Source organism: Streptomyces sp. NPDC002835, from assembly GCF_053591995.1.
Genome location: NZ_JBSFUW010000002.1, coordinates 121651 through 147383 on the forward strand (window position 1 = coordinate 121651; position 25733 = coordinate 147383).

The following is a 25733-nucleotide window of genomic DNA, read 5'->3' on the forward strand; positions in this document are numbered from 1 at the left end:
CTCTCCGTGTCCAGTGCTCCGCCGTCACCCATGGACGCCGTGGACGCGGCCACACTAGCCGCCACTTTTCGGCCGCCTCGGGGGCGGGACGCAACCACGACAGGGCCGTGAACGATCTGTCACACGATGACCGGCCCGGACCGCACGTACGGGAGCCCTGCCGCGCGGTTCGGTGCGGCAGGGCTGGCATGGCGGTGAGGAGCGGGCCGCGTCAGGCGGAGGCGACGAACCCGTCCCAGGCCGCGCGCGACACGGTGAGCACGGGGCGGGTGACGTCCTTGGAGTCCCGTACGTGCACGGCCGCGGTGCCGGCCGCGATCTCGACGCAGTCACCGCCCTCGGCGCCGCTGTAGCTGCTCTTGAACCATGCGAGTTCCGAAGTAGCGGCCGAGGCCTCTGCGTTGGTCATAGCTCTCCCAGCAACTTCTCGACGAACCTCAGGGACTCTCGCGGACTGAGAGCCTGCGACCGGATAATCCCATAGCGCGCGGCGGCAAGCACGGTCTCTTCCCGCTCGGTGAGCAGGCTGCTGCGGCCCTGCACCTCCATGTATACGAACTGGCTGCCGTCCCTCTTGGTGATCACCGTGAACGGCCCGTCGACTCCGGCGTTGTCCTCGCGGTCGAGAGGCATGACCTGGATCTCGACGTTGCGCTTCTCTCCGATGAGGAGAAGGTGCTCCAACTGGCCTCGGCGGACTTCCTTGCCTCCCCACCCCTGGCGCAGCACCGACTCCTCGAGTACGAAGCTCAACAAGGGAGCCGGCCAGCGATTGAAGATCTCCTGACGCGCCAGTCTGGCCGTCACCCGTTGCTCGATGGTCTCCTCGTCGAGCAACGGCCGCCGCATACGCAGAATGGCCCGCATGTACTCCTCGGTCTGGAGCAGACCCTTCATGGCGTGAGTGTCGTAGGAGAGGAGCTCCACAGCCTCGGCCTCCAACCTCGCCGCGTCGCGAAAGAATGCCGGGTACTGGGCGCGGGCGACCTCGCCCTTCAACGCAGAGAGGACGCCGCCGGCGTCCAAGATCTTGTCCGCCTGATCGATGAACTTCGGGGAGGGGATCCGGCGGCCCTGCTCGAACGAGGCGATACTGGATGCCGAGTAGCCCAACTGGGAGCCGAACACTTCTCGTTGCATGCCGACCCGGGTCCGCATCAGCTTCAGCATGCGCCCGAAGGCCTGTACGACGCCCTGCCCGGGATCGTCCTCGGGCCGTGGCCCGGGCACGCGACCCTGCGTGTTGTCTTCGGCCTCGTCCCCGATGCCCGTTGTCGTCCCGTCCGCCACGGCCTCCACCGCCTTCCCTTGCCCGCCCCAACGCGCTCGGTGGATCCAGGTCACGCCGCGCGGCCCGTACACGTACGACTGCGACGCGTACAACACCCGGCCTGCGCCGTTGTGTCACGGTCTCATCACGCTATGCGACGAGCATCGACGGCGCTGCCGAACCCGGAATACGCCACCCACGGGCCTGGGTACCGCAGCCCCACGTACCGCCGGCCCGACGAACACGTACAGAGCCGCCCCGTCGCGGCGTCGCCCCTGGTCACAGGACTGCCGGGGCCGCCACGGTGATGGCTGTGACCGACAAGACCCTTCCCGACGCCACCGCCCCTCCCGAGCCCCTTCACTTCGCGATGCGCTTCACCTCGACACCGCGCGGCGCCCGCCTGGCCCGCCGCATGGCCGAACACCTGCTGGACGCGTGGGGTTTCACGTACGACTCGGAGCCCCACGACACCCTCACCCTGATCGTGGCTGAACTCTGCGCGAATGCGGCCCAACACGGCCGCGTCCCCGGCCGGGACTTCCATCTGCGACTGTCCCTCACCCCCGTCGGCACCGATGCCGCCGCGACCGTACGCGTGGAGGTCACCGACACGAGGACCGAAAAGCTCCCTGCCCTGACCCCACCCACCGGACCCCGAGGACTCGGGCCGCGGCCTCCTCCTCGTCTCCCACCTGTCCGACACCTGGGGCCACCACCCCCGCCCCGACGCGCCCGGCAAGACGGTCTGGGCCCAATGCACCCGTCGTACGCCCACCGTTCTCACAGGTGGAAGCGCCGTGCCTCCCCAGCGGCGGTGGTGAGCCGCCGGCGTTAGCGTGAAAGAAGTGACGCAACCTCTACCTTCACGTGGGAGGGCGACCGTGATGATGGCTGCCGACGACCGGAAACAGCCCGGGGCGAGCGACCCGGGATCGCGGGGCAGGACGACGATCGCCGACGGTGTGGTCGCGAAGATCGCCGGCATGGCCGCCCGGGAAGTCCCAGGCGTCCATGCGATGGGCGGCGGGCTCGCACGGGGCATGGGGGCCATGAGGGAACGCATGCCAGGTACGAGTAAGTCGGTCACCACCGGGGTCAAGGTCGAGGTGGGCGAGAAGCAGAGCGCCGTCGACCTCGAGATCATCGTCGAGTACGGCCCGGCGATCGGCGATGTCGCGGGTGATGTACGCGAGAACGTGATCTCCGCCGTCGAGCGGATGACGGACCTGGAGGTCATTGAAGTCAACATCACAGTCAGCGACGTGCATCTTCCTGACGACGAAGAGGAAGAAGAGGGCGAGTCCGGAAGGCGAGTCGAATAGCCCGAACCTGCGCACACGGCTCCGGAGGCCCTGTGCGTCTCGTGCATTACCCCTAGTCAGAGGCCTGCGATGGATGCAGTGTGCCGCTGCCGTCCACGAATAGGCCGTGAGTCGAAGAGGCGGCTACTCCAGCAGAATCTCTTCGGGGCGCCGGTTCGTGACCGCGGTCTCTCGCACCGTCAGTATGTGCTCAATGCAGGCTTGGATGTCTCCGCCGTGGTCGTCCCGGGCCATGCTCCTGAGCTGCCGAGCCAGGTCCAGCCCGTTGATCAGGACGATCGGGTACTGGTCTTCGACCATCTCCGTCTGTGCAGGCACGGAGTAGGCCCCGGTCGTGACGTACACGCCGATCCAGCCACGTCGAAGCCGCGCGACGACGCGAGCGATCTGCTCAGCAGTCACCAGGTTGTCGAGCTTGACGCACTTGGCCTGCCCCAGGACGACGAGACTGGTGCCGGCCAGTCCGCTGCCGATGTCGAGTCGTCCGACGAAGTCTGCGCCTCCGTCGCCGGACCTTCGGGTCAGCCACCCTTCGACGTAGCTGTTGCCGGCACCGCGCAAGACACGCGCTGCGACCGCGGAGGCGACAGCCTCGAAGTCGTGTTTGCGTCCGTCGAAGTGCTTGTAGATCAGCTCCAGGTCCTTGGCCTCGGTCGTGCCCGGCGTGGGCCGCTGCTCGGGCACCTTGGTCACCTTGGCGCGAGCAACGCGCCGGCGAAGCCTGGGCAGCGCCGAGTGTCCGTGTTTGACCCACTCGCGCCAGGCCCGTGGGGCGGGTTCGAGCGTGGTCGCGTCGCTCACCGACTTGTCCCTGCGGGAGTCGATCCACTCCCACGCGACCTTGTCGTCTTCGTCCGTGAGGTCGATGAGAGCGATGTCGTAGACATAGTTCGTGAACGTCGTGTGCTCGCTGCCGCCCCACTGCACTAGTCGCTCGGCCCGTTCGATGATGCCCAGCCCACAGAACTCGACGTGCCCTTTGACCTTGCCGTTGCGCGAGACCGCGCGGAACAGCAGCAACGGGATGGCGCTGGCTCGCTCCTCCGGCGTGGGCCCCTGGTGTCCGGCGAAGGCATCCAGCAGGGCGGCATTGCCGTTGGTCTTTCCCGGTTCGACGGTGGTGGTGGCCTTGTGGTCGCCGAAGTAGCGCACGTGTCCGTTGTCCATGTCGAACGCGTCGTGCTGACCACCCACGTGTACCCCCCAGCAGCACCGGCCTGACAATCTTCGATGACAGTAGTGGCTGGCACTGACACGAGGGCCGTGCCAGGCCATGCGCTTGGGAAGCTGCGATCATTTCCGGGTGGCCTCGACCACTGACCTGGGCGAATGGCCGGGCTGTGGCCTCGTTGATACGGCCTCACTCACCGCTGTTCCCCCTGCTTCTCCACCCAACTGGCGCGTTGTGGTGCACCGGGTGGTCAGCACTTTGCCTGTTAGCCCCGGGAGCGTCGGTGATCGCTACTGTCCCGCCAGGCGGCATCGTGGTGATGCCACTCCGCCGGCCGCCAACTCCCCGACTTCACCGAGTGTGATTGTCAGTGCACGGTTCTAGGGTGCCCGCATGGCAAAGTATCGATCCGGCTTCACTCTCTGGAGCATGGTCAAGTCGGCGCAGGAACTCACCGAACACGCGACCGTACGGGAACGCATCGAGGCGGTGCTGCGCATCATGGGCGGCCTCGGCGGTACGTACGGCAAGGGAAGACCCTTGGTAGAAGCCTTGGAGGATGTAGCTCAAGAAGCCATCCTTCATGGAGACTTCGATCTCGCCCAGCGCTTCCAGCGCTTCGGCGCGTACGCCGGAGGCGAACTGTTCCTTGAGATCCTCGAGAACTATTACGACGAGGACGCACGGAAGCGCAGCGAGGAAGGGATGCGGCGGATGATCGCCATGGGCGCCGACCGAGCGGTCGCCGCTTTGGAGGTCATGTGCCGCGACAAGCCCGATGCGACCATTGGTGACGCCCGTGACCTCTTTCGCGGGATCGCTCAATCCGCCGACTACCTGGGCCTCGGCACCGGTGAGGGCGGGATCCAGCTCTCCACCCGGGAGGCGAGGCGACTCCAGCAGTACGGGCACATGGAGATAGTCCTCCGAAACTTGCCCCGCCCCGCGTCCGCCGAGACCGCGCGGATGATGAGTGATGTCCTCTCCAATGTCGACGCGGGACTGCTGGCCCAGCTGCTCGAACTACGGGCCAGGGAAGCTGGCCTGGCTGCCCTGCGTGCCGCCGTGGAGGACCCGAACAGCTCTGAAAGCGCCCTGCACGCCTGTCTGAAGAGCCAAGAATGGATCTTCGGCGGGGCCTACGTGACCGAGTTGGCCCGCAGGCAGTACACCCCGGACACCATCCTCGACATCCCTCTGCTGCGTGGCGACGGCTCCCTACACGTGGTGGAACTCAAGCGCGCCAACATTAAGAACCTTGCCATCCGGCTCAACGGCCACCTCATGCTGGGCGCCCCGGCGCATCACGCGGTCTCCCAAGCGCAGAACTACCTCCGAACCATGGACGAGAATCGCCCAAACATTCTGGCCGAGCACGGCGTTGACACCCGCCGGGCCTCGGCGACGGTCGTAATCGGGCACTCGCGCTACGTGACCGGGGACGTCACACCCCAAGAGATCGCGGAGACGCTGCGGACCTACAACACGCATGCGGCCCGCATAGAAGTGATCACATACGAGACCCTGCTGGAGTCGGCGTCCCGAATGCTGGCCCTTTCGTCGGCGCGGCAGGACTCCGACTCCGATGAGGAGACCGCCGTATGACCGTCACCCCGCCGGCGATCGAGTCGCTCCTGGCCCGCCTGTGCGGCGGCCAAATTACCGACAAGGACTACGTCGGCTACTTCATGAACGAGTGCGGAGAGGAACTTGTTTTCGCCCAACGCATGGGCGAGAAGACCGCCCGGCTCTGGCATAGCGATGCGGACTGGAAGTTGTACCGCGTAGGCGACCACTCGATTCGGCTCGACGGTCCGATGAACGGGATGATCACTGTCGACGGCCTGATCATCCACCGCGCGGAGGCGACATGGCTGTCATCCTGCCTGGCAGCCTCCCGCCACCTGCGCCAGGGGCGCGCCTGACGACTCCCCTGAATCGCAGATGCACGAACTTGTGCAGCCGGGCAAAAGTGCTAGCTCGCAACCCACAGCTCGGCCGGTTCGTCGGCTTCTTGCCTTCTGACGCTCGCTCGCGCTCGTTGGGCCGGAATCTCTTCCGGCAGTGCCCTGAAAAGTGGGGCGGCTTCTCCCATAGATACCTGAAGAAGAGAGTCGCTGCCAAGGCGAATCTCGGATCGTCCACGCACGGGAGATGCCCCTAGCGCTTGGGCTATGCACCGGCCTGCTGCGCGAGCCAAGAGTGGGGGTACGGAATTTCCGATCTGGCGGTGGCCGTGCCAGTTAGTTCGATGGAAGCCGAACCAGTCAGGAAAGGAATGCAATCGAGCTGCTTCCCGGACAGTGATGACTCGGTCTCTAACTGGATGCAGAGGCCGGGGTGAAGTGAAGGCCCCACGTTCCCTTCCTGTTCCAGCCCGCAAGGTTCTCGATTGGCCGGCGAGAGATAGCCGATAAAATCGGCTAACGGGTTCGACCGAGCCCTGTGCTGTACGGGAGAACCGCCGCACTGATTCTATGCTATGAGCTGAAAGCCGCGAATTGGCCAGGATTGAGGTATCCCATACCCGAGGGCGTGACAGATCTGCAGGATCCTTCCTGCTGTCTTCCATATATTCGGCATAGGTGGAGCTGTCCAAACCCCAAGAGGCCCGAGGGAATTCTGAAATTGGCGCTCTGTCGGTGTCCATCAGCCCGGCGTTATCTGAGGCGTCGGGGAGCCGCGCAAATGATTCAGCGACCGTGACGAGATCTGGGTGCGTAGTCAAAGGGGCCACCTCAACATCGAGGGCGCCCATGATGACGACGCGTTTGCGGTTCTGTGGGACACCGTAGTGCGCCGCATTTACTGACCTATCGAAACCAGAAACGCGGTAGCCAGCAGACCGTAGTCGCGTGAGAGCAGCCTCGCGCACGGCGGAGTATCTGTCCTGCAACAGCCCTGGGACATTTTCAAGACAGAAGGCGCGAGGGCGCACTTCTACAACAATTCGAACAAACTCTAGAAGGAGGTCGTTCCGCTCGTCATGTTGATTGCGGTGCCCCATCGTCGAGAACCCCTGACAGGACGGGCCCCCAATGATTACGTCAACTGCGCCATCCCAAGCGGGGCCTGACCTGTGGTGCAAGCGCCAGCCTCGGTGCGCAGCGCTGATGATCTCCTCACGTCCTATGTTCTTGACGTCTCGACAGAGCACTTCGGTTAGGGGGAAGTTGTAGCTGTGTGCTGCAGCGTGCACTGGGTCGTACTCGACCGCAGCCAGCACATCGAATCCTGCCTGCTCAAAGCCCAGAGAGAGCCCACCCACCCCCGCGAACAGGTCGATCGCTACCAGCCGGCGCCGGCTCCTTGTCTGTCTCATGTCCCCACCCAGTGTAGCTAGTTGGCCGCTTCGCCCCGCCTGACGATCGCACATACGCGTCCTTGTGCGCTAGCTGAACGGGCGACTAGCATGCGGTTTCGTCGTGGCGTGCCGCGGGGGGCGGCGTGGTGTTGCCATCATGTGCAGACGCCCGCGTCGTAACTCTGGGGGAGCAACGTGACCGACACTTCTTCCGCCTCTACTCGTGTCGAGGCGAGCCCTGAGAAGCGGTTCTTCATTGCCATGCTGGTCAAGGACATTGAGCTGCTGCCAGCGATTCTGGACTTGGTCGACAACAGTGTGGATGGTGCCCGTCGCCTGCGGGGCGATGGTACGTATGATGGGCTTCAAGTCCGACTGACGGTTAGCGCCGATCGTTTTGAGATCGAAGATAATTGCGGCGGTATCCCGTTGGACGTGGCGCGCAATTACGCCTTTCGCTTCGGTCGTCCGGAGTCTGTGAAAGGCACGCCAGGGTCTGTGGGCCAATTTGGCGTCGGAATGAAGCGCGCCCTCTTTAAGTTGGGCGGGCACTTCAGGGTAGATTCAAAGTCTGACGGCAGTGACTTTTCTCTGTCTGTAGACGTTGACGAGTGGGCGCAGCATACATCACCCGACTGGACGTTTACTCTGAGCCACGTTGACGAGGATTACAAGCCGGCTCGTGATGAGCTCCCTGGAACTCGAATCATCGTGTCTAAATTGCATGACACGGTGGCGGAGGATTTCGCGTCATCACAGACGATCGGCAATCTACGCTATCAACTGCGATTGCGTCACCGCGAAGCCATGGACCGCGGAATGCGCATAGTTCTCCAAGGTGAAGCGGTTACGCCTTTCGTTCCTCAGTTGCAGCAAAGCGAAGTGGTTCGACCGCTGTTCAGGCAACTCACTGTCAGCGAAGATCAGAAGGCTGTAAACGTAAAGATCTATGCTGGCGTCTCCGAGGCTGCGGGGCCTGAGGAAGACGATCAGGCGGAGGAATTTCCTCGTGAGCGAGATGCGGGCTGGTACGTCTTCTGCAACAACCGACTCCTGATCGCTGCTGATCGAACGACGCTGACAGGGTGGGGTGACGGCCTTCCGGTCTATCACCCTCAGTATCGTCGTTTTAGGGGTTACGTTTTCATTGATTCTGCGTATAACGAGCTCCTGCCTTGGAATACTACCAAGACTGGTGTCGACCAAGACTCTCGCGTGTGGCGCAGGATTGCATCTGAGGTTAAGCAAGCGGGCCACGAAGTGGTTCAGATGCTGAATCGCGTGAAGTCTGAACGCCAGAATGCAGAGATGCCGGACGACCGTCCGATTGCACAGGCCCTTTCACGTGCGCCTGCTGTTCGCCTTCGGGATATCCGGCCATCGGCTCGTTTTGCTTATCCGGCTCCTAGGGAACCTGCTCTTCGGCCGAACATGCGGAAGATACAGTACTCGGTGGACAAGAAGAGGTATGACGCTGTAGCTGATGCACTGAACACCTCGGCGGTTGCAGAGGTAGGCAGGCAGACATTTGATTTCTTTTACAGGAATCAAGTCGGGGAGGATGACTGATGCCTGCCATTGACTATCAGCTGCGACCATCGAAGGCTGTTCAAAGACATATGATCGTCGACATCTGTCGTCGTCTGACGGCGATGGCGAGGGTCGAGGAGTACCAGTACATAGGCTTCGGTGCTCTAGAGTTCGTCGACTTTCATCTGATGCATCGGGCTCTGAATATCAGCGAGATGATATCAATCGAAGCTGATGTCCCCTCGATAGAGCGGTATCTCTTTAATCGGCCTTTCAAGACTGTTCAAGTGTTGCCCGGTCGCGCCAGCGCGGTTCTGCCCGACCTGAACTGGGAAAGGCTCAGTATCGTCTGGCTCGATTACACCCAGCGCCTCGATGAGGAGGTCATACACGACGTAACCCTCCTGTGTGGCCGGCTGCAACCTGGGAGTGCGCTGTTTGTCACGCTCAACGCCCACCCGGAAGGGCAGATCGCTCAGCGCCGTGAGGCGTTGGTCAAGTTCGTGGGTGAGGAACGGATACCCGCGAACGTTACGGACGAGTCGCTGGCTGTATGGGGCCTTGCGGAAACGCAACGGACGATCCTGAGCGATCTCATAACTGCTGCTCTCCGGGATCGTCAAATTAGTGCCGACTGGCGACAAGTTGTTGACATCCAATACGCTGATGGCGCAAAAATGCAGACATTTGGGGGAGTGGTTGTAGGGCCAGGAACAAGCGTCGGTTTTGACAGTTGTCGCTTCAAAGAACTCGATTTTGTGCGCTTCGCCGGGGATGAGCCTTACAAAATTCGGGTGCCAGTTCTGACGGCGAAGGAGCGGCGAGCTCTTGAGGAGCAAATTCCATTGCCTACGGGGGATGAACTCAAAGTTCCATGGCTCCCGGCCCGGGATGCTCAAGACTTCCTTCGACTCTATAGGTACATGAAGGCAGAACATGTGAACGGGTAACCTGAGCATGCGCTGCGGGTAGTCGGTGGAGCGGCTTTGGGCGGGAGCTGCCATGGGGCGAGAGATCGGGGCCCGTAAGCTTGCCGCGACTCGGGCAGTCTGTGGACCTGCCCGCTAAAGCCCGATGTGGGCCCCGATCTTCGAGGCTCGCCCCATGGTGGCTGCCTAAAGCCGCGGAGCCGACCCCCAGCCACATCGGGGTTCACCCCCATCAACTCTTCGCCTTGGCGTGCGGCCGGCGGCCGGGCCAGAGCGGGGCGAAGACAGGAGCGCGGCCCGAGTCGCCGGGCCGCGCGACGCCGCGCTGTGCGCGGCGGATGCGCCTTGATGAAGTAGAGAAACTCTTACCGCGCAGCGCTCGATCGCTGACGTTGGGTCTCAGCTGCGGGCAGGAAGAGTCCGACCACGCCTCGCCGCTCTCAGCAGTGCATGCGCCACTTGCTCGGCATCGTCGGGGGTCAGGAGAATCTCCTGCGTCCAAAGCACCGACAATCGAACGGTGCCGTCGAGGAGGTTGGTGGCCACGTCTACCTCCACGCCGTTGCCCGTGACGTCGGTGACGGCTAGGTCCCCGTCGCTGCTGTAGGCGCTCATGGTCACGAGGATGCAAGAAGACGAACGACGGGGCAGCGAATATCCCGACCTCTGTTATCAGGCGGCTTGGCTTTCGGGCTTCTGGCCGTGTTCGAGGTACACCGGTGCTGCGTCGTCCCGGGCCTCTGTGGCCGCGAGGATGCGTCGGGCCAATCGCGGGATGGTCCGCTCGCTGATCTCGGCCGGTGCGACGAACGCGAAGCTCTTCAGCTCGTCGGCCTGCAAGGTGATCTTTGCCAGGCTCTCAGGCGTGAGCTGCCCACCATCGAAGAGGTAAAGGACCTTGTCGCCCTCTGCCTTGCTCGGCGCCCAGTCGACGGCTAGCAGGCGTCCGAGCGGCGGGGTGATCCCTAGCTCTTCCTGGACTTCGCGGATCACAGCGTGCAATGGCGACTCGCCGGTCTCGACGTACCCGCCCGGGATCTCCCAGTAGTCCTTGTAGGTCGGCTCCACCATGAGGACCCGCCCGGTGCCATCAAAGAAGAGCGCACCCGCGGCCATGCGCGGATGCGCCATCTTCGCTTCGTGTGCGTTCGTTGCCATGCAGCCGAGCGTACCCAGTTCAGACCACATGGAGCCGGCCGGCCAGGCCCGCCAGAGTGCGGCTCGGCCGGCCACGCTGGTTTCGAACCCATGTGAGCACGAGCTCGCGCGCGAGGTAGTGGCTCCGAACCTGCTCGGGCGCCCAGCTCTCGGCTTCGAGGATCTTGGCAAGCGCGTCATCCATCCGGTTGTGCGCGCTGAGGGCTCGGGCCATTTCGAGGTTGTGGCGCGTACGGCGCTCGGTCGGCAGGGCACTGGTGTCGATCTGCGGACCCTGGTCTACCGCTACCTGCATGTCTCCCAGTTCCGCAGCGGTGGCGACCCTGTGAATTGCGACGTTCGTGGGGCCGAAGGCGGTCCAGACGTGGTTGGCGTCGCGCCCGAGTTGCCGCGCTGCCTGGTCGGCCTCGTCGAGGAAGGTCTGAGTCGTTGCGCGATCCTCTGCGCGAGCCGCGGCCATCGATCCCGCGAGGAACAGGGTGCCGTAGATCGACAGGAACTCGGGAGTGGCCTGGGCGAGTCCCGGTCGCAGGTACTCTCCCGCGTCGCCGACGAGCTGCACGGCGGCATCGAACCGGCCGTTCGACAGCAGGCAGTGAGCCACGGACCGGAACAGGGAGCCGGTCACGACGCTGTTGCCGGACTGCTGGGCTGCTGTCAGGCCTCGGTCGGCCGCGATCCAGGCAAGATCGGTTTCGCCGAGCTTGGTCAGCACCATGGCGGCACCCTGGTAGGTCATCGCCGTCAGTTCGTGTGCCTGCTCGCGTTCATGGCCGGCATACGCCTGGGCAGCGATGAACGCGTCCGCGAGCAGAAGAGGCAGACGCCTGGTGGCGAAGCCGTATCGGGAGTCCTGGTAGGCGTCCCAGACTTCGGCGACATTGCTGCGCAACTCGTTGAGCGGGGTCGGTTCGCCCTCGGTGGTGACTCCCAAAAGGGGTGTGAGCTGGCGGTAGTTCATGAGCGCTGAGCGCAGGGCCGGCACAGTCCGGGTGCCGCTGTCGGCCGTCCAGTCCATGAGTGTCGGCTCGGCGAGAAGGTCGCCAAGTGTCACGTCCAAGGCGTCGGCGAGCGACTTGATCACCGAGAGCCGGTCCAGCTCCAACCGATTGTTCTCGGCTTTGCTCAGCCAGTCCACGGATCGACCGACGAGGCCGGCCAACACTTCCTGGGACATCCCGCGCCTGCGGCGATACCAAGCAACACGTTCGCCGATCGTCAGATTCGTCGTCATTCCTCGCATGGAAAGAAGCGTCACCCTGTCTCTCGATGCGACCCCGGAGAGATTTTCCGGGGTGCTGCGCCGGTCCAGTCCTAGCGTTGTTGACACCCCGAGGGGCTGTCAGATCGAACTCACGACGAAGGGGCCACGATGGCGCTGACCCCGGCCGAAGTGGTGGAACTGATCGGTGATGTCAGGGCACTTGGAGAGGAGGTGGCCGATCTTGCGAAACGCGCTGACGCGGTGGTCAACCGTCTTGCGGCTGCTTGCGAACCAGCTGCTCAAGCTGGTCCATCCGTTCCGCAAGGCGGCGTACGTCCCGACGAACCTCTGCCAGGTACTCGGTGATCTGCTCGAACTCCGGGCTGCGCTTGGCCGGGCGGTCCTCGCCCGGGAGGCTGGCGAAGCTGCCTTTCCCCTGGTGGGAGTACGCGTAGCCGTCCTCACGGAGCCGGGAGATCGCTTGCCGGGCGACAGTGCGAGAAACGCCATGCTCGGCCATCAGCTCCGTCTCTGACGGCAGCTTCTCTCCTGGGGCTAGAACTCCGTCCCGGATCCGCCGCTTGAAGTCGTCGGCGATCTCCAGGTACCTCGCACGCCCGGTGAACTCGGCCATAGCCCCTCTCAGTGGTTGTCGCACTAAGTGGAGCACACGCGACAGACAAGAGTCGAGAAGCACTTGACGTACTAAGTGTGTTAAGTGCAGTCTCGTAACAGGTCGACGTACTAAGTACGTCAAGTTGATTGAAGGAGCACACACATATGCGTCAGATCCCCGTCGACACCACCGGCGCCGTAGTGATGGTGGCCCAGCCGCCGCAGCCGAAGATCGCCAACCGCCAGACCGGAGAGGTCGCCACCGACCGCGACACCGGTGCACCGCTGATGACGATCGACGTCATGTTCGTGATGAACGGCAACGCCGAGATCCTGAGCCTGACCGTTCCGGAGACCGGGTTCACCGGCGAGCTGACCACCGGCACCCCGGTCGGCCTCACCGGTGTCGTCGCCCGGCCGTGGGAGAACGAGTTCAACGGCCAGAAGCGGCACGGCATCAGCTTCCGCGCGATCGCCGTCACCTCCCTGACAACCGACGCCGGCAAGCCGAAGGCGGCCTGATCGTGACCGGGACAGCGATCGGCCTGCTGGCCGTCGTCGGGCTGGCGCTGCTGCTCAAGTGGCGCCGCCCCGCCTGGTACTGGCTCGCCTTCGGCATCGCCCTCGCGGCCCTGCGGGTACTGGTCCGGTACTCCTCTGTCATGGACGCCTGCGGGCTCACGGTCCCGCCGTCCCGGTGGCGGTTGGCCTGGGCTCGTATCGCCCGCCGGCCGGTTCCGAACCCGCGGCCGCCGCGGATCCTGAGCCTGCGCCCGACCCGTACCGGGCTGGTGCTGAGGCTGGGGCTTCGGCCCGGTCAGGACGCCTTCGACTTCGCCGCCTCCACGGACCGGCTGCGGCACTCGTTCACCATGCAGGGCGTCTCCTCGCGCGAGATCCGCTCGGGCGTGGTCGAACTGCGGATGACCGGCTACGACGTCCTCGCCCGGGTCCAGATGCCCGCCAAGGTCGAGCGTGTGCCGATGCGTGTCCCCGTGGCGCTGCGCGAGGACGGTGCCGTGCACTGCCGCGACTACCGCACCTGCCCGCACGCCCTGACGGTTGGCGCCACGAAGTCCGGCAAGTCCGTCTACCAGCGCAACCTGGTCGCCGAACTCGCCCCCCAGGACGTGGCCTTGGTGGGCATCGACTGCAAACAGGGTGTGGAGCTGTTCCCGCTGGCGCGCCGGTTCTCCGCGCTGGCCGACAACCCCGACACCGCCGCCGAACTCCTCGACGCGCTCGTCACGCACATGGAGGGCGTCTACCAACTGATCCGCGCCGAGCAGCGCATCACCGCCGACGTGCCGGATGCGGAGATCGCCGCCGACATCTGGGACCTCCCGGCTCATCTGCGGCCCGTCCCGATCGTGGTCCTCGTGGACGAGGTCGCGGAACTCGCACTGTCGCCCACGAAGGCGGACGAACCGCGTCGGGACCGCATCATCACCGCCCTGGTACGCCTCGCCCAGCTCGGCCGCGCTGCCGGCATCTATCTGGAGATCTGTGGGCAGCGCTTCGGCTCCGAACTCGGCAAGGGCATCACCATGCTCCGCGCCCAGCTCACCGCCCGCACCGCCCACCGCGTCAACGACGAGACCAGCGCGAATATGGCCTTCGGCGACATCGCCCCCGACGCCGTCCTGGCCGCCATCTCCATCCCGACCGACACACCCGGCCTCGCCGTCACCGGCGACTCGACCGGCGGCTGGGCCCGCATCCGCACCCCGCACACCTCGATGCGCCAGGCCGTCAACGCCTGCAACCGGCACGCCCACCGCACCCCCGAGCTGCCCGGCCTCGCCGCCTTCCGGCCTGAACTGCCGCCCACGGTCTCACTCGTCAAGATCCCGGCCCAGGCAGAGGCACCCGCCTCCGCCTGAGACCCGCCCCGCATCCCGGTCGGCGCGACCGCCTCGCGTCAACTCCCTACCCCCGCCATGCCTGAAACCGAAAGGAACGCCCATGGCCACCCGCAAGCCCCGGCCGAAGAAGTGCCCGGACTGCAAGGGCGCTGGCGAGACCGCCGAAACCGTTCGCGTCGGCTCCGCCCGCAAGTCCCGCGAGACCACCGACCGACAGGCCGCGTTCTGCCTGACCTGCTTCGGCTCCGGCCACGCACCGACCACCTGACACCCCAAGAGGAGGTGAAGACATGACCCGCAAGCTGCGCGTCGAAGCCGTCCTGGTGCAAGCCGTGATCGCCGGGGCCCTGTCCTTCGCCCACCTGCACGACCTCGCCGCCGCTGCCGGACAGACCGGATGGAAGGCATGGGCCTACCCCGTCTCCGTCGACCTGCTCCTGGTCGCCGCCTGGCGACGGCTGCGCAACGACGGACCCTCCCGGCTCGCCTGGTGCTGGTTCCTGATCGCCCTGGTCGCCTCGCTCGGCGCGAACGTCGCCACCGCCGGATTCCTCGACCTCCAGCACCCACCCGCCTGGCTGCGCTTCGGCATCGCCGGCTGGCCCGCCCTCGCCTTCCTCGGCGGCACCCTCCTCGCCCACTCACACGCCGCAAACGACCACAAGTCCGCCCCCGAGCCGACGCCCGAGCCGGTCGAGGTTGTGCCTGCCGAATCGGAGGTCACATCCGAGGCGGTTTCCGTCGCCGAGCCAGAGCCCGCCCCGGCCCTGCCTGCGGCATCCGAGCCCGCTCCCGCCCCGGCCCCGCCCGCCCCCGCTCCGCCGGTCCCGGCCGCGCTGGTCGACCACGCCCGCAAGGTCGCCGACGACCACAAGGCCCGGACCGGGACCCCGATCGACACCGACACCCTGCGCGCCCGCCTCGGCGTCCCCGCCCCGATGGCCGACGCCATCGCCGCCCAACTCGCCTGACCTCGAAGGGAGAAACCCGTGACCCGTGACCCCGCCGACCTAACCGCCGCCGACTACCTCGACAGCGCCCGCGAGATGACCGCCGCTGACCGGCCCTACCTCGCCCACCTGCTCGCCGAGGAAGCCGCCCAGCTCACCACCGACCCGGCCACCGCCGCCGGTATCCGCGCCACCTACCCCGACCCGACGACCACCCGAACGGAGAGCGACTGACATGCCCGCCCGCGACCACTTCCACTCCGTCATGCGGATCGGCCCCGTACAGATCGGCACCCACCGCGACCGGCACGGCCGCACCAAGCACGCCGCCGTCTGCACCGCCGACCGCTGCGGCTGGTCCGCCGACTACTCCAGCTCCTCTGCAGCCCAGCTCGCCGCCCGCACCCACCGCTGCCGCATCGCCTGACAGGAGACCACCGATGAACGTCGAACTCCCGCTCATCCTCGTCATCGCCGTCTTCGGCTACTTCGGCATCCGCCTCTTCCGCCCGCCGACCTGGCTGATCGTCGTGCTCCTCCTCGGCGGCTTCCTCCTCGCCGACACCTTCCTGGCTCCCGCCATCGAGTCCGGCACCCGCACGGGCGTCGATGCCGTCAACGGCACCCAGAAGTAACCGAAAGGAACCGCCATGCTCCGACCGAAGATCCCCACCATGCCGACCCCGACCGGCATCGTCACCCCGCCCGCCGTCCAGCCGACCGCGATCGTCCAGCACACCCCCGCCCCGGTCCCCGTCGCCCCGGCGGCAGCGGCACGGCCCACGGTCCAGCTCACGCCCGGCACCGCGCTCGCCCTCGTCGGTGGCGGCACCGCCGTCGTCCTGGTCGTCGGCGCGGTCCTGGTCTCGATGCTCCTGGCGGTCGCCGTCACCGCGGCCTCGGTCGCCGTCTGCGCGCTCGTCGTCCGTTCGCTCATTGCCTCCGAGCACAAGCGCCGCTGACCGGCCCCCGGGGCGGTCTCAACCGCCAAGTCTCGCCCGCCCCGGAAGCCGTGCCCCAACCCATCGCAAAGGACAAGAAGGGACACCCATCATGGCCCAGCCCACCACCACGCCCGCGCGGGTCTGCTCGAACTGCGACGGCTTCCCCACCGTCCGCGTCACCCTCGGCGGCCGCGACCGACACGGCAACCTGCGCACCATCACCGTCCACTGCCCGGCCTGCCACGGCACCGGCACCCGTCCGACCCGTGTCCGGGAGGTGGCCCGTGTCTGACACCACCCGCCGCGCTCTGGACCTGTTCTCCTGCTCCGGCGGCGCCGCCGTGGGCTACCACCGGGCCGGCTTCGACGTGGACGGCTGCGACATCGCAGAACGCCCCCGGTACCCCTTCCCCTACCACCGCGGCGACGCCCTCGACCTGCTCGCCCGACTCCTCACGACCGGCGACATCGAGCGGTACGCCCTCGTCCACGCCTCCCCGCCCTGCCAGGCAGGCTGCACCCTCACCGCCGGCACCAACAAGGCGCGCGGCTGGGGCCGGAGCCACGTCCAGCTCATCCCCGCACTGCGCACCCTCCTGGACGCCACCGGCCTGCCGTATGTGATCGAGCAGCCCAACGGGCAGGCCCCCGTACGCAAGGACCTGACCCTGTGCGGGGAAAGCTTCGGCCTCGGCGTCCTACGTCACCGCGTCTTCGAACTCGGCCGCTGGGCCACCGCGCAGCCGCCCCACCCTCGGCACCGGGGCTACGTGCGGGGCTACCGCCACGGCACCTATCGCACCGGCCCCTACGTCGCCGCGTACGGCAACGGCGGCGGCAAGGCCACCGTGCCCGAGATGCAGCACGCCATGGACATCACCTGGACCGACGTCCGCGAAGAACTCACCGAAGCCATCCCGCCGGCCTTCACCCACTGGATCGGCACCGCGTTCCGCACCGCCCGCCAAGAGGTGATCGCGTGAGCGACACCGCCACCGCGGCGGGCCTGGACCCGGCCACCCTGGACGACGTCCTCCGGGTGGCCGGGTCCCCCGGCTTCGACCGCTGGAAAGACCAGATCCACCGCACCGGCGGCTGCTCCGACCCCATCCACCTCACCGGCTGGACCCTCGCCAAAGACAAGACCACCGGCGAGACCCTGCGCCGCTACTCCACCGACACCGAGCCGGACGGACGGCTCCGCGTCGCCTGCGGCAACCGCCGCGCCTCCCGCTGCCCCACCTGCGCCTACACCTACGCCGGAGACACCTACCACCTCATCCGCGCAGGCTTGGCAGGGGATGAGTCCAAGGACATCCCGGCGACTGTGCGGGATCACCCGCGAGTCTTCGCCACTCTCACCGCACCCTCGTTCGGGCCCGTGCACAACCGGCCCGACCGTGGCGTCTGCCGCTGCGGCACCCGCCATGCGGAGGACGACCCCGCCCTGGGCACCGCCCTCGACCCGGCCACCTACGACTACGCGGGCACGGTCCTGTTCAACAACCACGCCGGACAGCTCTGGCAGCGCTTCACCACACGGCTCCGCCGCGAGATCGCCGCCCGCGCCGGACTCACCCAACGCGAACTCAAAGACGTGCTGCGCCTCTCCTACGGCAAGGTCGCCGAGTTCCAGAAACGGGGCGCAATCCACTTCCACGCCGTGATCCGCCTCGACGGCCCGGACGGTCCCGACACCGCTCCGCCGTCCTGGGCCACGGTGCAGCTGCTCGACGACTCCATCCGCGCCGCCGTTGCCCACTCCTACACCTCGATCACCGTCCCCGCCGCCGCGGACCAGCCCTGCCGGCCTTTCCGCTGGGGCCGACAGCTCGACATCCGACCGGTCAAGGCCTTCGGCGACGGCTCCGACATCACCGAGCAGGCCGTCGCCTCCTACGTCGCCAAGTACGCCACCAAGGCGGCCGAGTCCACCGGCAGTCTCGACCGCCGCATCGGGAACCGGGAAGTACTCGACCTCCTGGACGTGCCCGACCACCCCCGCCGCCTCATCGAAGCCTGCCTCGACCTCGCACCCCTCTACCCCGACCGCAAGCTCGACGCCTGGGCTCACATGCTCGGCTTCCGCGGCCACTTCTCCACCAAATCCCGCCGCTACTCCACCACCCTCGGCGCGCTGCGCCAGATCCGCGCCGACTACCGCGCCGCCCAGGATCACGACGCGCTCGGCGACCCGGACACCGTCCTCGTCCTCGCCTCCTGGGAGTACGCCGGACACGGCCACACCCCCGGTGAGTCCGCCCTCGCCGCCACCATCGCCCGCGACATCCAACTCAACCGCGAAACCGCCCGCGAAGCCCTGCACGACCAACTCGCCCTGGAAGGGAGCCTGACGTGAAAGACGAGCTGATGACGGTTCCGCAGATTCTCGCGGAGCTGGGTGGCGTTTCCCGCCGGACCTTCTACCGCTGGCGTGAGCTGGGGCAGGGGCCCGCGGCATTCAAACTGCCCAACGGCGAACTACGCGTCTGGCGAAGCGATTTCAGCGCTTGGCTCCGCAATCTGGAGGGCGCTGCCGCGTGAACTCGCTCGACGTCAAGATCTGGGGTGTTCGAAAGAGGAACACCCAAAAGCCGTCATACGACGTGCGCTGGTCAGTGGCCGGCCGGGTCTTCTCGGAGTCCTTCAGGACCAAAGGGCTCGCCGACAACTACCGCTCCAAGCTGATGCGGGCGGCGCGAGACGGCGAGGAATTCGGTACGGAATCCGGGCTCCCGGGCTCCATGGCTGAGAAGAAGTCGGCCTTGACCTGGTACGCCTTCGCACTGCAATACCTCGCCATGAAATGGCCGCATGCTGCGCCGAACACGCGCGACGGAATCAACGAATCCCTTACGTCTGTGACGGTCGCTCTGCTCGATGACCGGCCTGGGCGCCCCTCCGATGCACTACTGCGGAAGACGCTGAGGAACTGGGCCTTCGTCCTTCCCGGCCCCGACGAGCGCGAGCTACCGACAGAGATCGGCAACGTTCTGCACTGGGTTGCCAAAGCTTCGCGGCCGCTTTCAGACCTGGCCGACCCGGTGATCGGGCGGGCCGTTCTCGACTCGCTCAAGCTCAAGTTGGACGGCACCGCGGCGGCTGCCGAGACTGTGCGCCGGAAGCGCCGAACCCTTGTCAACGCAGTGCACTATGCAGTGGACCTGGGGGAGTTCCCGGAGAACCCCCTTACGTCGATTCGGTGGCAGAAGCCCAAGGTGTCGAGCGAGGTCGACCCACGGGTCGTAGCCAACCCTGAGCAGGCGCGGTCTCTGCTCCATGCCGTCTCGTACGTCGGTGGCTACCGACGCGCCCGTGGGCGGCGGCTCGTGGGCCTGTTCGCCGGGATGTACTTCGGTGGCTTCCGCCCGGCTGAGGTGGTGGGCCTGGCTGAGCCAGACCTGACGCTGCCGACTGTCGGATGGGGCTCGGCGCTTCTGCATCGGACGCGTCCGAGCGTGGGCAAGCAGTGGACCGACTCCGGCGAGAGCCACGACGACCGCGGATTGAAGAACCGCCCGAACGAGGACGTCCGGCGGGTGCCCATCCCTCCCCAGCTCGTCGCAATCTTCCGTGAGCACATCGACACCTTCGGGACCGCCGACGACGGCCGGCTGTTCTTCAGCGAGAACGGGGGAGTGGTCTCCTCCTCGACCTACTACCGGGCGTGGCAGGAAGCTCGGATGCTCGCGCTCCCGCCGGCCGCGGTCGCCTCGCCCCTCGCGCGGCGTCCGTACGACCTTCGACACTCCGCTCTCTCCACATGGCTGAACGCCGGAGTGGACGCCACCGAGGTGGCCGAGCGCGCCGGCAACAGCGTGGAGGTCCTTCTCAGCCGATACGCCAAGTGCCTCGACGGCCGCCAAGAGGTCGCCAACCGCCGTATTGAGGATCTGTTGCGCGAGTACGAGTGATCGCAGACGTCGGTAGCTCTTATGCCCTCGGACTTGTCCGGGGGCATCGCCATGCCTTGGCCGAGAACGGCGTTCCTGTCCTCAGGAATTCCGCGCCGGTGGCTTCGGGGTTCGTGTCCGGGCATGGCCATGAAGCCAGGCCGGCCTTTATCACTCGTTCAGATGCGCCCCTCATGCGCATTACGCGCATGGTGCCCAGAGTTGATCACGACTTGTTGCGTCTACTTTCAGGGGTAAAGGATCATGCCGACGTTTGTTGCGCTGCTGAACTGGACCGACCAGGGAGTCCGCGGCTACAAGGACACCCCGCAACGCGCTGAAGCCTTCACGGCAGCGGCGCAGAAGCTCGGGGTGAAGGTCCTGAACCTCTTCTGGACCGTCGGCCCGTACGACATCGTGGCTGTCGTAGAGGCGCCCGACGACGAGACTGCCACCGCAGTGCTCCTACAGGTCGGCGCGTTGGGCAACGTCCGTAGCACGACCCTGCGAGCCTTCGGCCGGGAGGAGATGGACCGCATCATCGCCAAGGCCACTGGCTGAGGGACTTCCGCGTTGAGGATCTCTTGGTACGAGTGACACGCTCAGCGCGGTACGGATCGAGGCCCCTGGACCTGTCCGGGGCCTTCGCCGTTTCCGGGCATGACCTGCGCCGATGCCTCAAGATCCTGTCCACGAATAGTCCACGGACCCCGACATACGCCCGCTCCGAGCGGCATACGGCTGCACACGCAAGAAGACCCCGGCCTCAGCGTTTCCGCTGGTGACGGGGTCTTTGGGCACCTCATGCAGGGTGCCCCCGGCAGGATTCGAACCTGCGCACACGGCTCCGGAGGCCGTTGCTCTATCCCCTGAGCTACGGGGGCGTGCGCCGCGCTGTTGCGTGGCGACGGGTAGAACCCTACCAGCTCCCGAAGGGTCTCCGTGAACAGGTATTTAGAGCCATCGGGCAGGTCCTGAGGGGTGGTCGAACGGTGATCGACTGGCGAGTGGCCAGTGATCCACGGAGGCCAAGGAACCCCCCGTACGCGATCACCCCCGCCCTGCGCCCCCGTGGTGCCTCAGCGTGCCCCCGCTTCGCCCGCACGGGGCGGAAGTGGGGAAAACCCGGACGCGGCGCGGGCGGCGGACCTACTCTCGAGTTGTGTCCGGCGCGTCCGGCCGAGTGCTCGTTGTCGATGACAACCGGGTGATTCGGCAGCTGATCAGGGTCAACCTCGAGCTGGAGGGCTTCGAGGTCGTGACCGCGGCCGATGGTGCCGAGTGTCTGGAAGTCGTGCATCAGGTGCAGCCCGACGTCATCACGCTCGACGTCGTCATGCCCCGCCTCGACGGTCTTCGGACCGCCGCCCTGCTGCGGGACGATCCGCGGACCAGCCACATCCCCCTCGCGATCATCAGCGCCTGTACGCAGTGCGAGGTCGACAGCGGCGTCGAGGCCGGCGTGGACGCCTTTCTTGCCAAGCCCTTCGAGCCGGCTGAGCTCGTGCGGATCGTGCGGCAGCTGGCGCACCCGGAAGCCGGGGAGGACCCGCCGTCCGTAGACGGCAGGCATGAGGCCGGGCGGGCGGGGAGTGCGACGGGCTGACGGCCCCGTCGACGGCCCCTGTCCCTGTCTGCCCCGCCCCGAGCCCACCCGCGCCCGAAACCCGCGTTGCCCGCATCGCGAAACCGGTTCGCGAAGTGCCCCCCTTCCTCCCATACGCTTGTCCCGTGACCCCCGCCGAGCTCTCCCGTACCGTGCGGCACGCCGTGTGCCGTGCCGTGGAGGACGGTGTGCTGCGCGTCGACGCCCTCGACCACGTTCCCGACCGCGTGAAGATCGAGCGGCCCCGGCCCGGCGGGCGCGGGGACTACGCCACCGGGATCGCGCTGCGCCTCGCGAGCCGGGCCGGGCGGCCCGCGCCGGAGGTGGCCGAGGCGATCCGGCAGCGCGTCGCGGACGAGCCCGGCATCGCGTGCGTCGAGGTCACCGGGCCCGGGTTTCTGAACTTCACGCTCCACGGCAGTGCGCAGGACGAGCTCGTACGGAAGGTCCTGCGCGAAGGGCCCGGCTACGGCGCCCCCCGCCGGCCCGGCGGGCCGTTCGCGCACTCCGGCGAGCTGCGCGCCCGCGTCTGGGCCGACGCCCTCGCGCGGCTGGGCGCCGAGCCCGGCCCGGGGGAGACCGTACGGGTCGTGCCCGCCGCCGACCAGGGCCTCTGCGAGCGCCTCGGTACCGACGCCGCCCGCTGGGCGCTGCTCGCCGCCGCCGCGCACGACAGGCCCAAGGCCGGGGACCTGCTCACGCAGCACGAGCGCAATCCCCTCTTCCGCGTGCGCTACGCCCACGCCCGCACCCGCGCCCTCACCCGTAACGCCACCGCGCTCGGCTTCAGCTCGTCCCCCGACGAGCCCGCCGACGCCCCCGACCCCAGCACCACCGCAGAGCCCGCCGAGACCCCCACCGCTGCCGCAGAGTCCGCCGAGGCCCCCAGCCTCACGGCTCTCACCACCCCCCTCACCGCCGCCCTCGCCGACCACCCCGCCGTCGTCGCCGACGCCGCGCGCCTGCGGGCGCCCGACCGGCTCGTCCGGCAGCTGGAGGTCACGGCGGACCACGTCCTCTCCTTCCAGCGCTCCGTGCTGCCCGTCGGGGACGAGAAACCCACGGCCGCCCACCGTGCCCGGCTGGCCCTCGCCGAAGCCGCCGGGACGGTGCTCGCCGGTGGCCTGTCCCTGCTCGGCATCAGCGCGCCCGAATACCTGTGATGTGAGAGAGAACCGATTCCGATGAGCCGATCCGCACACCCCGCCGGCCCCCGCCACGCCGACGTCGTCACCGAGGGCCACTACACCGCCCCGCCCGCCGACCTGAACGTCCTCGACCCCAAGGTGTGGGCCGACACCGTCAGCCGTGACGACGACGGCGTCGTCACCGTCGGCGGGATCCAAGTGACCCGGCTGGCCGAGGAGTTCGGCACGCCGGCGTACTTCCTCGACGAGGCCGACTTCCGTGCCCGCTGCCGCGCCTGGGCCGACGCCTTCGGCAAGGACGCGGACGTGTTCTACGCGGGGAAGGCGTTCCTGTCCCGCGCGGTCGTCCGGTGGCTGAAGGAGGAGGGGCTCAATCTCGACGTCTGCTCGGGCGGCGAGCTGATCACCGCCCTGGACGCCGGGATGCCCGCGGAGCGCATCGCCTTCCACGGCAACAACAAGTCGGTGGCGGAGATCCGCCGCGCGGTCGAGGCCGGGGTCGGGCGGATCGTGCTCGACTCGTTCCAGGAGATCGTCCGCGTCGCGCACATCGCGCAGGAGCTGGGCCGGCGGCAGAAGGTCCAGATCCGGGTCACCGTCGGGGTCGAGGCGCACACCCACGAGTTCATCGCCACCGCCCACGAGGACCAGAAGTTCGGCCTCGCGCTGGCCGGCGGGCAGGCGGCGGAGGCCGTGCGGCGCGCGCTGCGGCTCGACGGTCTGGAGCTCATCGGCATCCACTCGCACATCGGCTCGCAGATCTTCGACATGGCCGGTTTCGAGGTCTCGGCCCGCCGCGTCGTCCAGCTGCTGGCCGAGATCCGGGACGAGCACGGTGTCGAGCTGCCCGAGATCGACCTCGGCGGCGGCCTCGGCATCGCCTACACCTCGGAGGACGACCCGCGCGAGCCGCACGAGATCGCCAAGTCGCTCACCGAGATCGTCACCCGTGAGTGCGAGTCGGCGAGCCTGCGCACGCCCCGCATCTCCGTCGAGCCGGGCCGGGCCATCGTCGGCCCGACGGCCTTCACGCTGTACGAGGTCGGCACGGTCAAGCCGCTCGAAGGGCTGCGGACGTACGTGAGCGTCGACGGCGGCATGTCGGACAACATCCGCACCGCGCTGTACGACGCCGAGTACAGCGTCGCCCTGGTGTCGAGGACCTCCGACGCCGCTCCCATGCTCAGCCGGGTCGTCGGCAAGCACTGTGAGAGTGGCGACATCGTGGTCAAGGACGCGTTCCTGCCGGCCGATCTCGCGCCCGGTGATCTGATCGCCGTGCCGGCCACCGGCGCGTACTGCCGTTCCATGGCCAGCAACTACAACCACGCACTTCGCCCGCCTGTCGTCGCCGTCGCGAACGGTGAGGCACGGGTGATCGTCCGGCGTGAGACGGAGGAAGATCTCCTGCGGCTCGACGTCGGATAGTTGAGACAGATGTCTCGTATCGCGGACGAGGTATAGAAACTCTCGTCCGGTAAGTGAGACTGGTCCCCATCGTAGAAGTGATGAGAAGCGAGGTCGGATGATGCGTACGCGTCCGCTGAAGGTGGCGCTGCTGGGCTGTGGAGTGGTCGGCTCAGAGGTGGCGCGCATCATGACGACGCACGCCGACGACCTCGCCGCGCGGATCGGCGCCCCGGTGGAGCTCGCCGGGGTCGCCGTGCGCCGCCCCTCCAAGGTGCGTGAGGGCATCGACCCGGAGCTGGTCACCACGGACGCCACGGCGCTCGTGAAACGCGGGGACATCGACGTCGTCGTCGAGGTCATCGGCGGTATCGAGCCGGCCCGGACCCTCATCACCACCGCGTTCGAGCACGGCGCCTCCGTGGTCTCCGCCAACAAGGCGCTGCTCGCGGAGGACGGGGCGACCCTCTACGCCGCGGCCGAGCAGCACGGCCGCGACCTGTACTTCGAGGCCGCCGTCGCCGGTGCGATCCCGCTGATCAGGCCGCTGCGCGAGTCCCTCGCCGGCGACAAGGTCAACCGCGTGCTCGGCATCGTCAACGGCACGACCAACTTCATCCTCGACCGGATGGACAGCTCCGGCGCCGGCTACACGGAGGCGCTGGACGAGGCGACCGCCCTCGGTTACGCGGAGGCCGACCCGACCGCCGACGTCGAGGGCTTCGACGCCGCCGCCAAGGCCGCCATCCTCGCCGGGATCGCCTTCCACACCCGCGTACGGCTCGACGACGTCCACCGCGAGGGCCTGACCGAGGTCACGGCCGCCGACATGGCGTCCGCGCGGCGCATGGGCTGCACCGTCAAGCTGCTCGCGATCTGCGAGCGGGCGGCGGACGGGCAGTCGGTGACCGCCCGCGTGCACCCCGCGATGATCCCGCTCAGCCACCCCCTGGCCTCCGTCCGCGAGGCGTACAACGCGGTCTTCGTCGAGGCCGAGGCCGCCGGCCAGCTGATGTTCTACGGCCCCGGCGCCGGCGGTGCGCCGACCGCGTCGGCCGTGCTCGGCGACCTCGTCGCCGTGTGCCGCAACAAGCTCGCCGAGGCCACGGGGCCCGGCGAGTCCGCGTACACGCAGCTGCCCGTCAGCCCCATGGGCGACGTGGTGACGCGATACCACATCAGCCTCGACGTGGCCGACAAGCCGGGCGTTCTCGCCCAGGTCGCGACGGTCTTCGCCGAGCACGGCGTATCCATCGATACGGTGCGCCAGCAGGGCAAGGACGGCGAGGCCTCTCTCGTCGTCGTCACCCACCGCGCGCCCGACGCGGCCCTCTCCGGGACCGTCGAGGCGCTGCGCAAGCTCGACACCGTGCGCGGTGTCGCCAGCATCATGCGTGTTGAAGGGGAGTAAGGG

General features: G+C 67.2%; 32 protein-coding genes and 1 tRNA gene. 24 read left to right on the forward strand and 9 right to left on the reverse strand.

What is annotated here, in order from left to right; all coding sequences use genetic code 11:
* Nucleotides 1-211 precede the first annotated feature (211 nt).
* Together ACWD01_RS03300 and ACWD01_RS03305 are read right to left on the reverse strand one after the other, a co-directional pair.
* Nucleotides 212-409, reverse strand: coding sequence for a DUF397 domain-containing protein (locus ACWD01_RS03300; RefSeq protein ID WP_451157570.1), 198 nt, complete (start codon nucleotides 407-409; stop codon nucleotides 212-214).
* Nucleotides 406-1266 (reverse strand): helix-turn-helix domain-containing protein, encoded by an 861-nt coding sequence (locus ACWD01_RS03305; protein WP_451157874.1) that lies wholly within the window; start codon nucleotides 1264-1266, stop codon nucleotides 406-408. Before ACWD01_RS03305 ends, ACWD01_RS03300 begins: the two co-directional genes overlap by 4 nt.
* A gap of 419 nt (nucleotides 1267-1685) precedes the next feature.
* Between ACWD01_RS03305 and ACWD01_RS03310 the strand changes: the two genes are divergently transcribed.
* The gene (locus tag ACWD01_RS03310) at nucleotides 1686-2108 is read left to right on the forward strand and encodes a hypothetical protein (RefSeq protein WP_451157876.1); all 423 of its coding nucleotides are present in this window, start codon (nucleotides 1686-1688) and stop codon (nucleotides 2106-2108) included.
* A 49-nt stretch (nucleotides 2109-2157) separates the two neighbouring features.
* On the forward strand, nucleotides 2158-2595 hold the full coding sequence (locus tag ACWD01_RS03315; RefSeq protein ID WP_451157572.1) for an Asp23/Gls24 family envelope stress response protein: 438 nt from the start codon (nucleotides 2158-2160) through the stop codon (nucleotides 2593-2595).
* 123 nt (nucleotides 2596-2718) lie between these two features.
* Here the strand turns inward: ACWD01_RS03315 and ACWD01_RS03320 are convergent, their stop codons facing one another.
* Entirely contained in the window at nucleotides 2719-3789 is a 1071-nt protein-coding gene (locus tag ACWD01_RS03320) for a restriction endonuclease (protein ID WP_451157574.1), read from the reverse strand.
* Nucleotides 3790-4159: 370 nt separating this feature from the next.
* Between ACWD01_RS03320 and ACWD01_RS03325 the strand changes: the two genes are divergently transcribed.
* Both ACWD01_RS03325 and ACWD01_RS03330 read left to right on the forward strand, forming a co-directional pair.
* Complete coding sequence (locus ACWD01_RS03325; protein WP_451157576.1) at nucleotides 4160-5371, forward strand: Shedu anti-phage system protein SduA domain-containing protein; 1212 nt, start codon at nucleotides 4160-4162, stop codon at nucleotides 5369-5371.
* Entirely contained in the window at nucleotides 5368-5691 is a 324-nt protein-coding gene (locus ACWD01_RS03330; RefSeq protein WP_451157578.1) for a hypothetical protein, read from the forward strand. Before ACWD01_RS03325 ends, ACWD01_RS03330 begins: the two co-directional genes overlap by 4 nt.
* 50 nt (nucleotides 5692-5741) lie before the next feature.
* On the opposite strand, the gene ACWD01_RS03335 is transcribed toward ACWD01_RS03330, so the two are convergent.
* Complete coding sequence (locus ACWD01_RS03335; RefSeq protein ID WP_451157580.1) at nucleotides 5742-7142, reverse strand: DNA cytosine methyltransferase; 1401 nt, start codon at nucleotides 7140-7142, stop codon at nucleotides 5742-5744.
* A 123-nt stretch (nucleotides 7143-7265) separates the two neighbouring features.
* Between ACWD01_RS03335 and ACWD01_RS03340 the strand changes: the two genes are divergently transcribed.
* Entirely contained in the window at nucleotides 7266-8639 is a 1374-nt protein-coding gene (locus ACWD01_RS03340) for an ATP-binding protein (RefSeq protein WP_451157582.1), read from the forward strand.
* Entirely contained in the window at nucleotides 8639-9550 is a 912-nt protein-coding gene (locus ACWD01_RS03345; RefSeq protein ID WP_451157584.1) for an O-methyltransferase, read from the forward strand. The genes ACWD01_RS03340 and ACWD01_RS03345 overlap by 1 nt, the downstream gene beginning before the upstream one ends.
* A gap of 378 nt (nucleotides 9551-9928) precedes the next feature.
* On the opposite strand, the gene ACWD01_RS03350 is transcribed toward ACWD01_RS03345, so the two are convergent.
* From ACWD01_RS03350 to ACWD01_RS03365, 4 genes are all read right to left on the reverse strand, one after another.
* Nucleotides 9929-10144, reverse strand: coding sequence for a hypothetical protein (locus ACWD01_RS03350; protein WP_451157586.1), 216 nt, complete (start codon nucleotides 10142-10144; stop codon nucleotides 9929-9931).
* Nucleotides 10145-10201: 57 nt separating this feature from the next.
* Nucleotides 10202-10687, reverse strand: a complete 486-nt coding sequence (locus tag ACWD01_RS03355; RefSeq protein WP_451157588.1) for an NUDIX domain-containing protein — start codon at nucleotides 10685-10687, stop codon at nucleotides 10202-10204.
* A 19-nt stretch (nucleotides 10688-10706) separates the two neighbouring features.
* Entirely contained in the window at nucleotides 10707-11921 is a 1215-nt protein-coding gene (locus ACWD01_RS03360) for a helix-turn-helix domain-containing protein (protein WP_451157590.1), read from the reverse strand.
* A 235-nt stretch (nucleotides 11922-12156) separates the two neighbouring features.
* Entirely contained in the window at nucleotides 12157-12525 is a 369-nt protein-coding gene (locus ACWD01_RS03365) for a winged helix-turn-helix domain-containing protein (protein WP_451157592.1), read from the reverse strand.
* 146 nt (nucleotides 12526-12671) lie between these two features.
* Between ACWD01_RS03365 and ACWD01_RS03370 the strand changes: the two genes are divergently transcribed.
* From ACWD01_RS03370 to ACWD01_RS03435, 14 genes are all read left to right on the forward strand, one after another.
* The gene (locus ACWD01_RS03370; protein WP_451157594.1) at nucleotides 12672-13028 is read left to right on the forward strand and encodes an SCO3933 family regulatory protein; all 357 of its coding nucleotides are present in this window, start codon (nucleotides 12672-12674) and stop codon (nucleotides 13026-13028) included.
* A gap of 2 nt (nucleotides 13029-13030) precedes the next feature.
* On the forward strand, nucleotides 13031-14389 hold the full coding sequence (locus tag ACWD01_RS03375) for an FtsK/SpoIIIE domain-containing protein (RefSeq protein WP_451157596.1): 1359 nt from the start codon (nucleotides 13031-13033) through the stop codon (nucleotides 14387-14389).
* Nucleotides 14390-14471: 82 nt separating this feature from the next.
* The gene (locus tag ACWD01_RS03380) at nucleotides 14472-14639 is read left to right on the forward strand and encodes a hypothetical protein (RefSeq protein WP_451157598.1); all 168 of its coding nucleotides are present in this window, start codon (nucleotides 14472-14474) and stop codon (nucleotides 14637-14639) included.
* A gap of 22 nt (nucleotides 14640-14661) precedes the next feature.
* Nucleotides 14662-15342 carry a DUF2637 domain-containing protein gene (locus tag ACWD01_RS03385; RefSeq protein WP_451157600.1) on the forward strand — a complete coding sequence of 227 codons (681 nt, stop codon included), beginning with the start codon at nucleotides 14662-14664 and terminating at the stop codon, nucleotides 15340-15342.
* Nucleotides 15343-15360: 18 nt separating this feature from the next.
* The gene (locus ACWD01_RS03390; protein WP_451157602.1) at nucleotides 15361-15555 is read left to right on the forward strand and encodes a hypothetical protein; all 195 of its coding nucleotides are present in this window, start codon (nucleotides 15361-15363) and stop codon (nucleotides 15553-15555) included.
* A 1-nt stretch (nucleotide 15556) separates the two neighbouring features.
* Nucleotides 15557-15748 carry a mobile element transfer protein gene (locus ACWD01_RS03395; RefSeq protein WP_451157604.1) on the forward strand — a complete coding sequence of 64 codons (192 nt, stop codon included), beginning with the start codon at nucleotides 15557-15559 and terminating at the stop codon, nucleotides 15746-15748.
* Nucleotides 15749-15761: 13 nt separating this feature from the next.
* Nucleotides 15762-15956: a hypothetical protein gene (locus tag ACWD01_RS03400; protein ID WP_451157606.1), complete on the forward strand. Its 195-nt coding sequence runs from the start codon at nucleotides 15762-15764 to the stop codon at nucleotides 15954-15956.
* 15 nt (nucleotides 15957-15971) lie between these two features.
* Nucleotides 15972-16283 (forward strand): SpdD-like protein, encoded by a 312-nt coding sequence (locus ACWD01_RS03405; RefSeq protein WP_451157608.1) that lies wholly within the window; start codon nucleotides 15972-15974, stop codon nucleotides 16281-16283.
* 91 nt (nucleotides 16284-16374) lie between these two features.
* Entirely contained in the window at nucleotides 16375-16557 is a 183-nt protein-coding gene (locus ACWD01_RS03410) for a hypothetical protein (RefSeq protein ID WP_451157610.1), read from the forward strand.
* Nucleotides 16550-17248, forward strand: coding sequence for a DNA methylase (locus ACWD01_RS03415; protein ID WP_451157612.1), 699 nt, complete (start codon nucleotides 16550-16552; stop codon nucleotides 17246-17248). Before ACWD01_RS03410 ends, ACWD01_RS03415 begins: the two co-directional genes overlap by 8 nt.
* Nucleotides 17245-18624, forward strand: a complete 1380-nt coding sequence (gene repSA / locus ACWD01_RS03420; RefSeq protein WP_451157614.1) for a replication initiator protein RepSA — start codon at nucleotides 17245-17247, stop codon at nucleotides 18622-18624. The genes ACWD01_RS03415 and repSA overlap by 4 nt, the downstream gene beginning before the upstream one ends.
* An 11-nt stretch (nucleotides 18625-18635) precedes the next feature.
* A complete protein-coding gene (locus ACWD01_RS03425) occupies nucleotides 18636-18809 on the forward strand; it encodes a helix-turn-helix transcriptional regulator (protein ID WP_307710490.1) in 174 nt (57 codons plus the stop codon).
* Nucleotides 18806-20179, forward strand: a complete 1374-nt coding sequence (locus tag ACWD01_RS03430; RefSeq protein WP_451157616.1) for a tyrosine-type recombinase/integrase — start codon at nucleotides 18806-18808, stop codon at nucleotides 20177-20179. The genes ACWD01_RS03425 and ACWD01_RS03430 overlap by 4 nt, the downstream gene beginning before the upstream one ends.
* A 243-nt stretch (nucleotides 20180-20422) precedes the next feature.
* Nucleotides 20423-20719 (forward strand): GYD domain-containing protein, encoded by a 297-nt coding sequence (locus tag ACWD01_RS03435; protein ID WP_031077045.1) that lies wholly within the window; start codon nucleotides 20423-20425, stop codon nucleotides 20717-20719.
* A gap of 251 nt (nucleotides 20720-20970) precedes the next feature.
* Here ACWD01_RS03435 and ACWD01_RS03440 read toward each other — a convergent pair.
* A tRNA-Arg gene (locus ACWD01_RS03440) sits at nucleotides 20971-21042 on the reverse strand.
* Nucleotides 21043-21272: 230 nt separating this feature from the next.
* Between ACWD01_RS03440 and ACWD01_RS03445 the strand changes: the two genes are divergently transcribed.
* The 4 genes from ACWD01_RS03445 (at nucleotide 21273) to ACWD01_RS03460 (ending at nucleotide 25730) form a co-directional block, all read left to right on the forward strand.
* A complete protein-coding gene (locus tag ACWD01_RS03445) occupies nucleotides 21273-21764 on the forward strand; it encodes a response regulator (RefSeq protein ID WP_451157878.1) in 492 nt (163 codons plus the stop codon).
* Between the two features lie 125 nt (nucleotides 21765-21889).
* On the forward strand, nucleotides 21890-22927 hold the full coding sequence (gene nrtL / locus ACWD01_RS03450) for an ArgS-related anticodon-binding protein NrtL (protein WP_451157618.1): 1038 nt from the start codon (nucleotides 21890-21892) through the stop codon (nucleotides 22925-22927).
* Between the two features lie 21 nt (nucleotides 22928-22948).
* Nucleotides 22949-24340, forward strand: coding sequence for a diaminopimelate decarboxylase (gene lysA, locus ACWD01_RS03455; RefSeq protein WP_451157620.1), 1392 nt, complete (start codon nucleotides 22949-22951; stop codon nucleotides 24338-24340).
* 100 nt (nucleotides 24341-24440) lie between these two features.
* The gene (locus ACWD01_RS03460) at nucleotides 24441-25730 is read left to right on the forward strand and encodes a homoserine dehydrogenase (protein ID WP_451157880.1); all 1290 of its coding nucleotides are present in this window, start codon (nucleotides 24441-24443) and stop codon (nucleotides 25728-25730) included.
* Nucleotides 25731-25733: the final 3 nt, after the last annotated feature.

Bases quoted from the DNA above. Each gene is read 5' to 3' on its own strand.
- ACWD01_RS03370 (WP_451157594.1), top strand. From the start codon at position 12,672: ATGCGTCAGATCCCCGTCGACACCACCGGCGCCGTAGTGATGGTGGCC.
- ACWD01_RS03345 (WP_451157584.1), top strand. From the start codon at position 8,639: ATGCCTGCCATTGACTATCAGCTGCGACCATCGAAGGCTGTTCAAAGA.
- ACWD01_RS03365 (WP_451157592.1), bottom strand. From the start codon at position 12,525: ATGGCCGAGTTCACCGGGCGTGCGAGGTACCTGGAGATCGCCGACGAC.
- ACWD01_RS03325 (WP_451157576.1), top strand. From the start codon at position 4,160: ATGGCAAAGTATCGATCCGGCTTCACTCTCTGGAGCATGGTCAAGTCG.
- ACWD01_RS03395 (WP_451157604.1), top strand. From the start codon at position 15,557: ATGCCCGCCCGCGACCACTTCCACTCCGTCATGCGGATCGGCCCCGTA.
- ACWD01_RS03410 (WP_451157610.1), top strand. From the start codon at position 16,375: ATGGCCCAGCCCACCACCACGCCCGCGCGGGTCTGCTCGAACTGCGAC.
- ACWD01_RS03435 (WP_031077045.1), top strand. From the start codon at position 20,423: ATGCCGACGTTTGTTGCGCTGCTGAACTGGACCGACCAGGGAGTCCGC.
- ACWD01_RS03360 (WP_451157590.1), bottom strand. From the start codon at position 11,921: ATGACGACGAATCTGACGATCGGCGAACGTGTTGCTTGGTATCGCCGC.
- ACWD01_RS03315 (WP_451157572.1), top strand. From the start codon at position 2,158: ATGATGGCTGCCGACGACCGGAAACAGCCCGGGGCGAGCGACCCGGGA.
- ACWD01_RS03335 (WP_451157580.1), bottom strand. From the start codon at position 7,142: ATGTGCGATCGTCAGGCGGGGCGAAGCGGCCAACTAGCTACACTGGGT.
- ACWD01_RS03380 (WP_451157598.1), top strand. From the start codon at position 14,472: ATGGCCACCCGCAAGCCCCGGCCGAAGAAGTGCCCGGACTGCAAGGGC.
- ACWD01_RS03425 (WP_307710490.1), top strand. From the start codon at position 18,636: ATGACGGTTCCGCAGATTCTCGCGGAGCTGGGTGGCGTTTCCCGCCGG.
- ACWD01_RS03355 (WP_451157588.1), bottom strand. From the start codon at position 10,687: ATGGCAACGAACGCACACGAAGCGAAGATGGCGCATCCGCGCATGGCC.
- lysA (WP_451157620.1), top strand. From the start codon at position 22,949: ATGAGCCGATCCGCACACCCCGCCGGCCCCCGCCACGCCGACGTCGTC.
- ACWD01_RS03330 (WP_451157578.1), top strand. From the start codon at position 5,368: ATGACCGTCACCCCGCCGGCGATCGAGTCGCTCCTGGCCCGCCTGTGC.
- ACWD01_RS03310 (WP_451157876.1), top strand. From the start codon at position 1,686: ATGGCCGAACACCTGCTGGACGCGTGGGGTTTCACGTACGACTCGGAG.
- ACWD01_RS03385 (WP_451157600.1), top strand. From the start codon at position 14,662: ATGACCCGCAAGCTGCGCGTCGAAGCCGTCCTGGTGCAAGCCGTGATC.
- ACWD01_RS03300 (WP_451157570.1), bottom strand. From the start codon at position 409: ATGACCAACGCAGAGGCCTCGGCCGCTACTTCGGAACTCGCATGGTTC.
- ACWD01_RS03405 (WP_451157608.1), top strand. From the start codon at position 15,972: ATGCTCCGACCGAAGATCCCCACCATGCCGACCCCGACCGGCATCGTC.
- ACWD01_RS03350 (WP_451157586.1), bottom strand. From the start codon at position 10,144: ATGAGCGCCTACAGCAGCGACGGGGACCTAGCCGTCACCGACGTCACG.
- ACWD01_RS03460 (WP_451157880.1), top strand. From the start codon at position 24,441: ATGCGTACGCGTCCGCTGAAGGTGGCGCTGCTGGGCTGTGGAGTGGTC.
- ACWD01_RS03400 (WP_451157606.1), top strand. From the start codon at position 15,762: ATGAACGTCGAACTCCCGCTCATCCTCGTCATCGCCGTCTTCGGCTAC.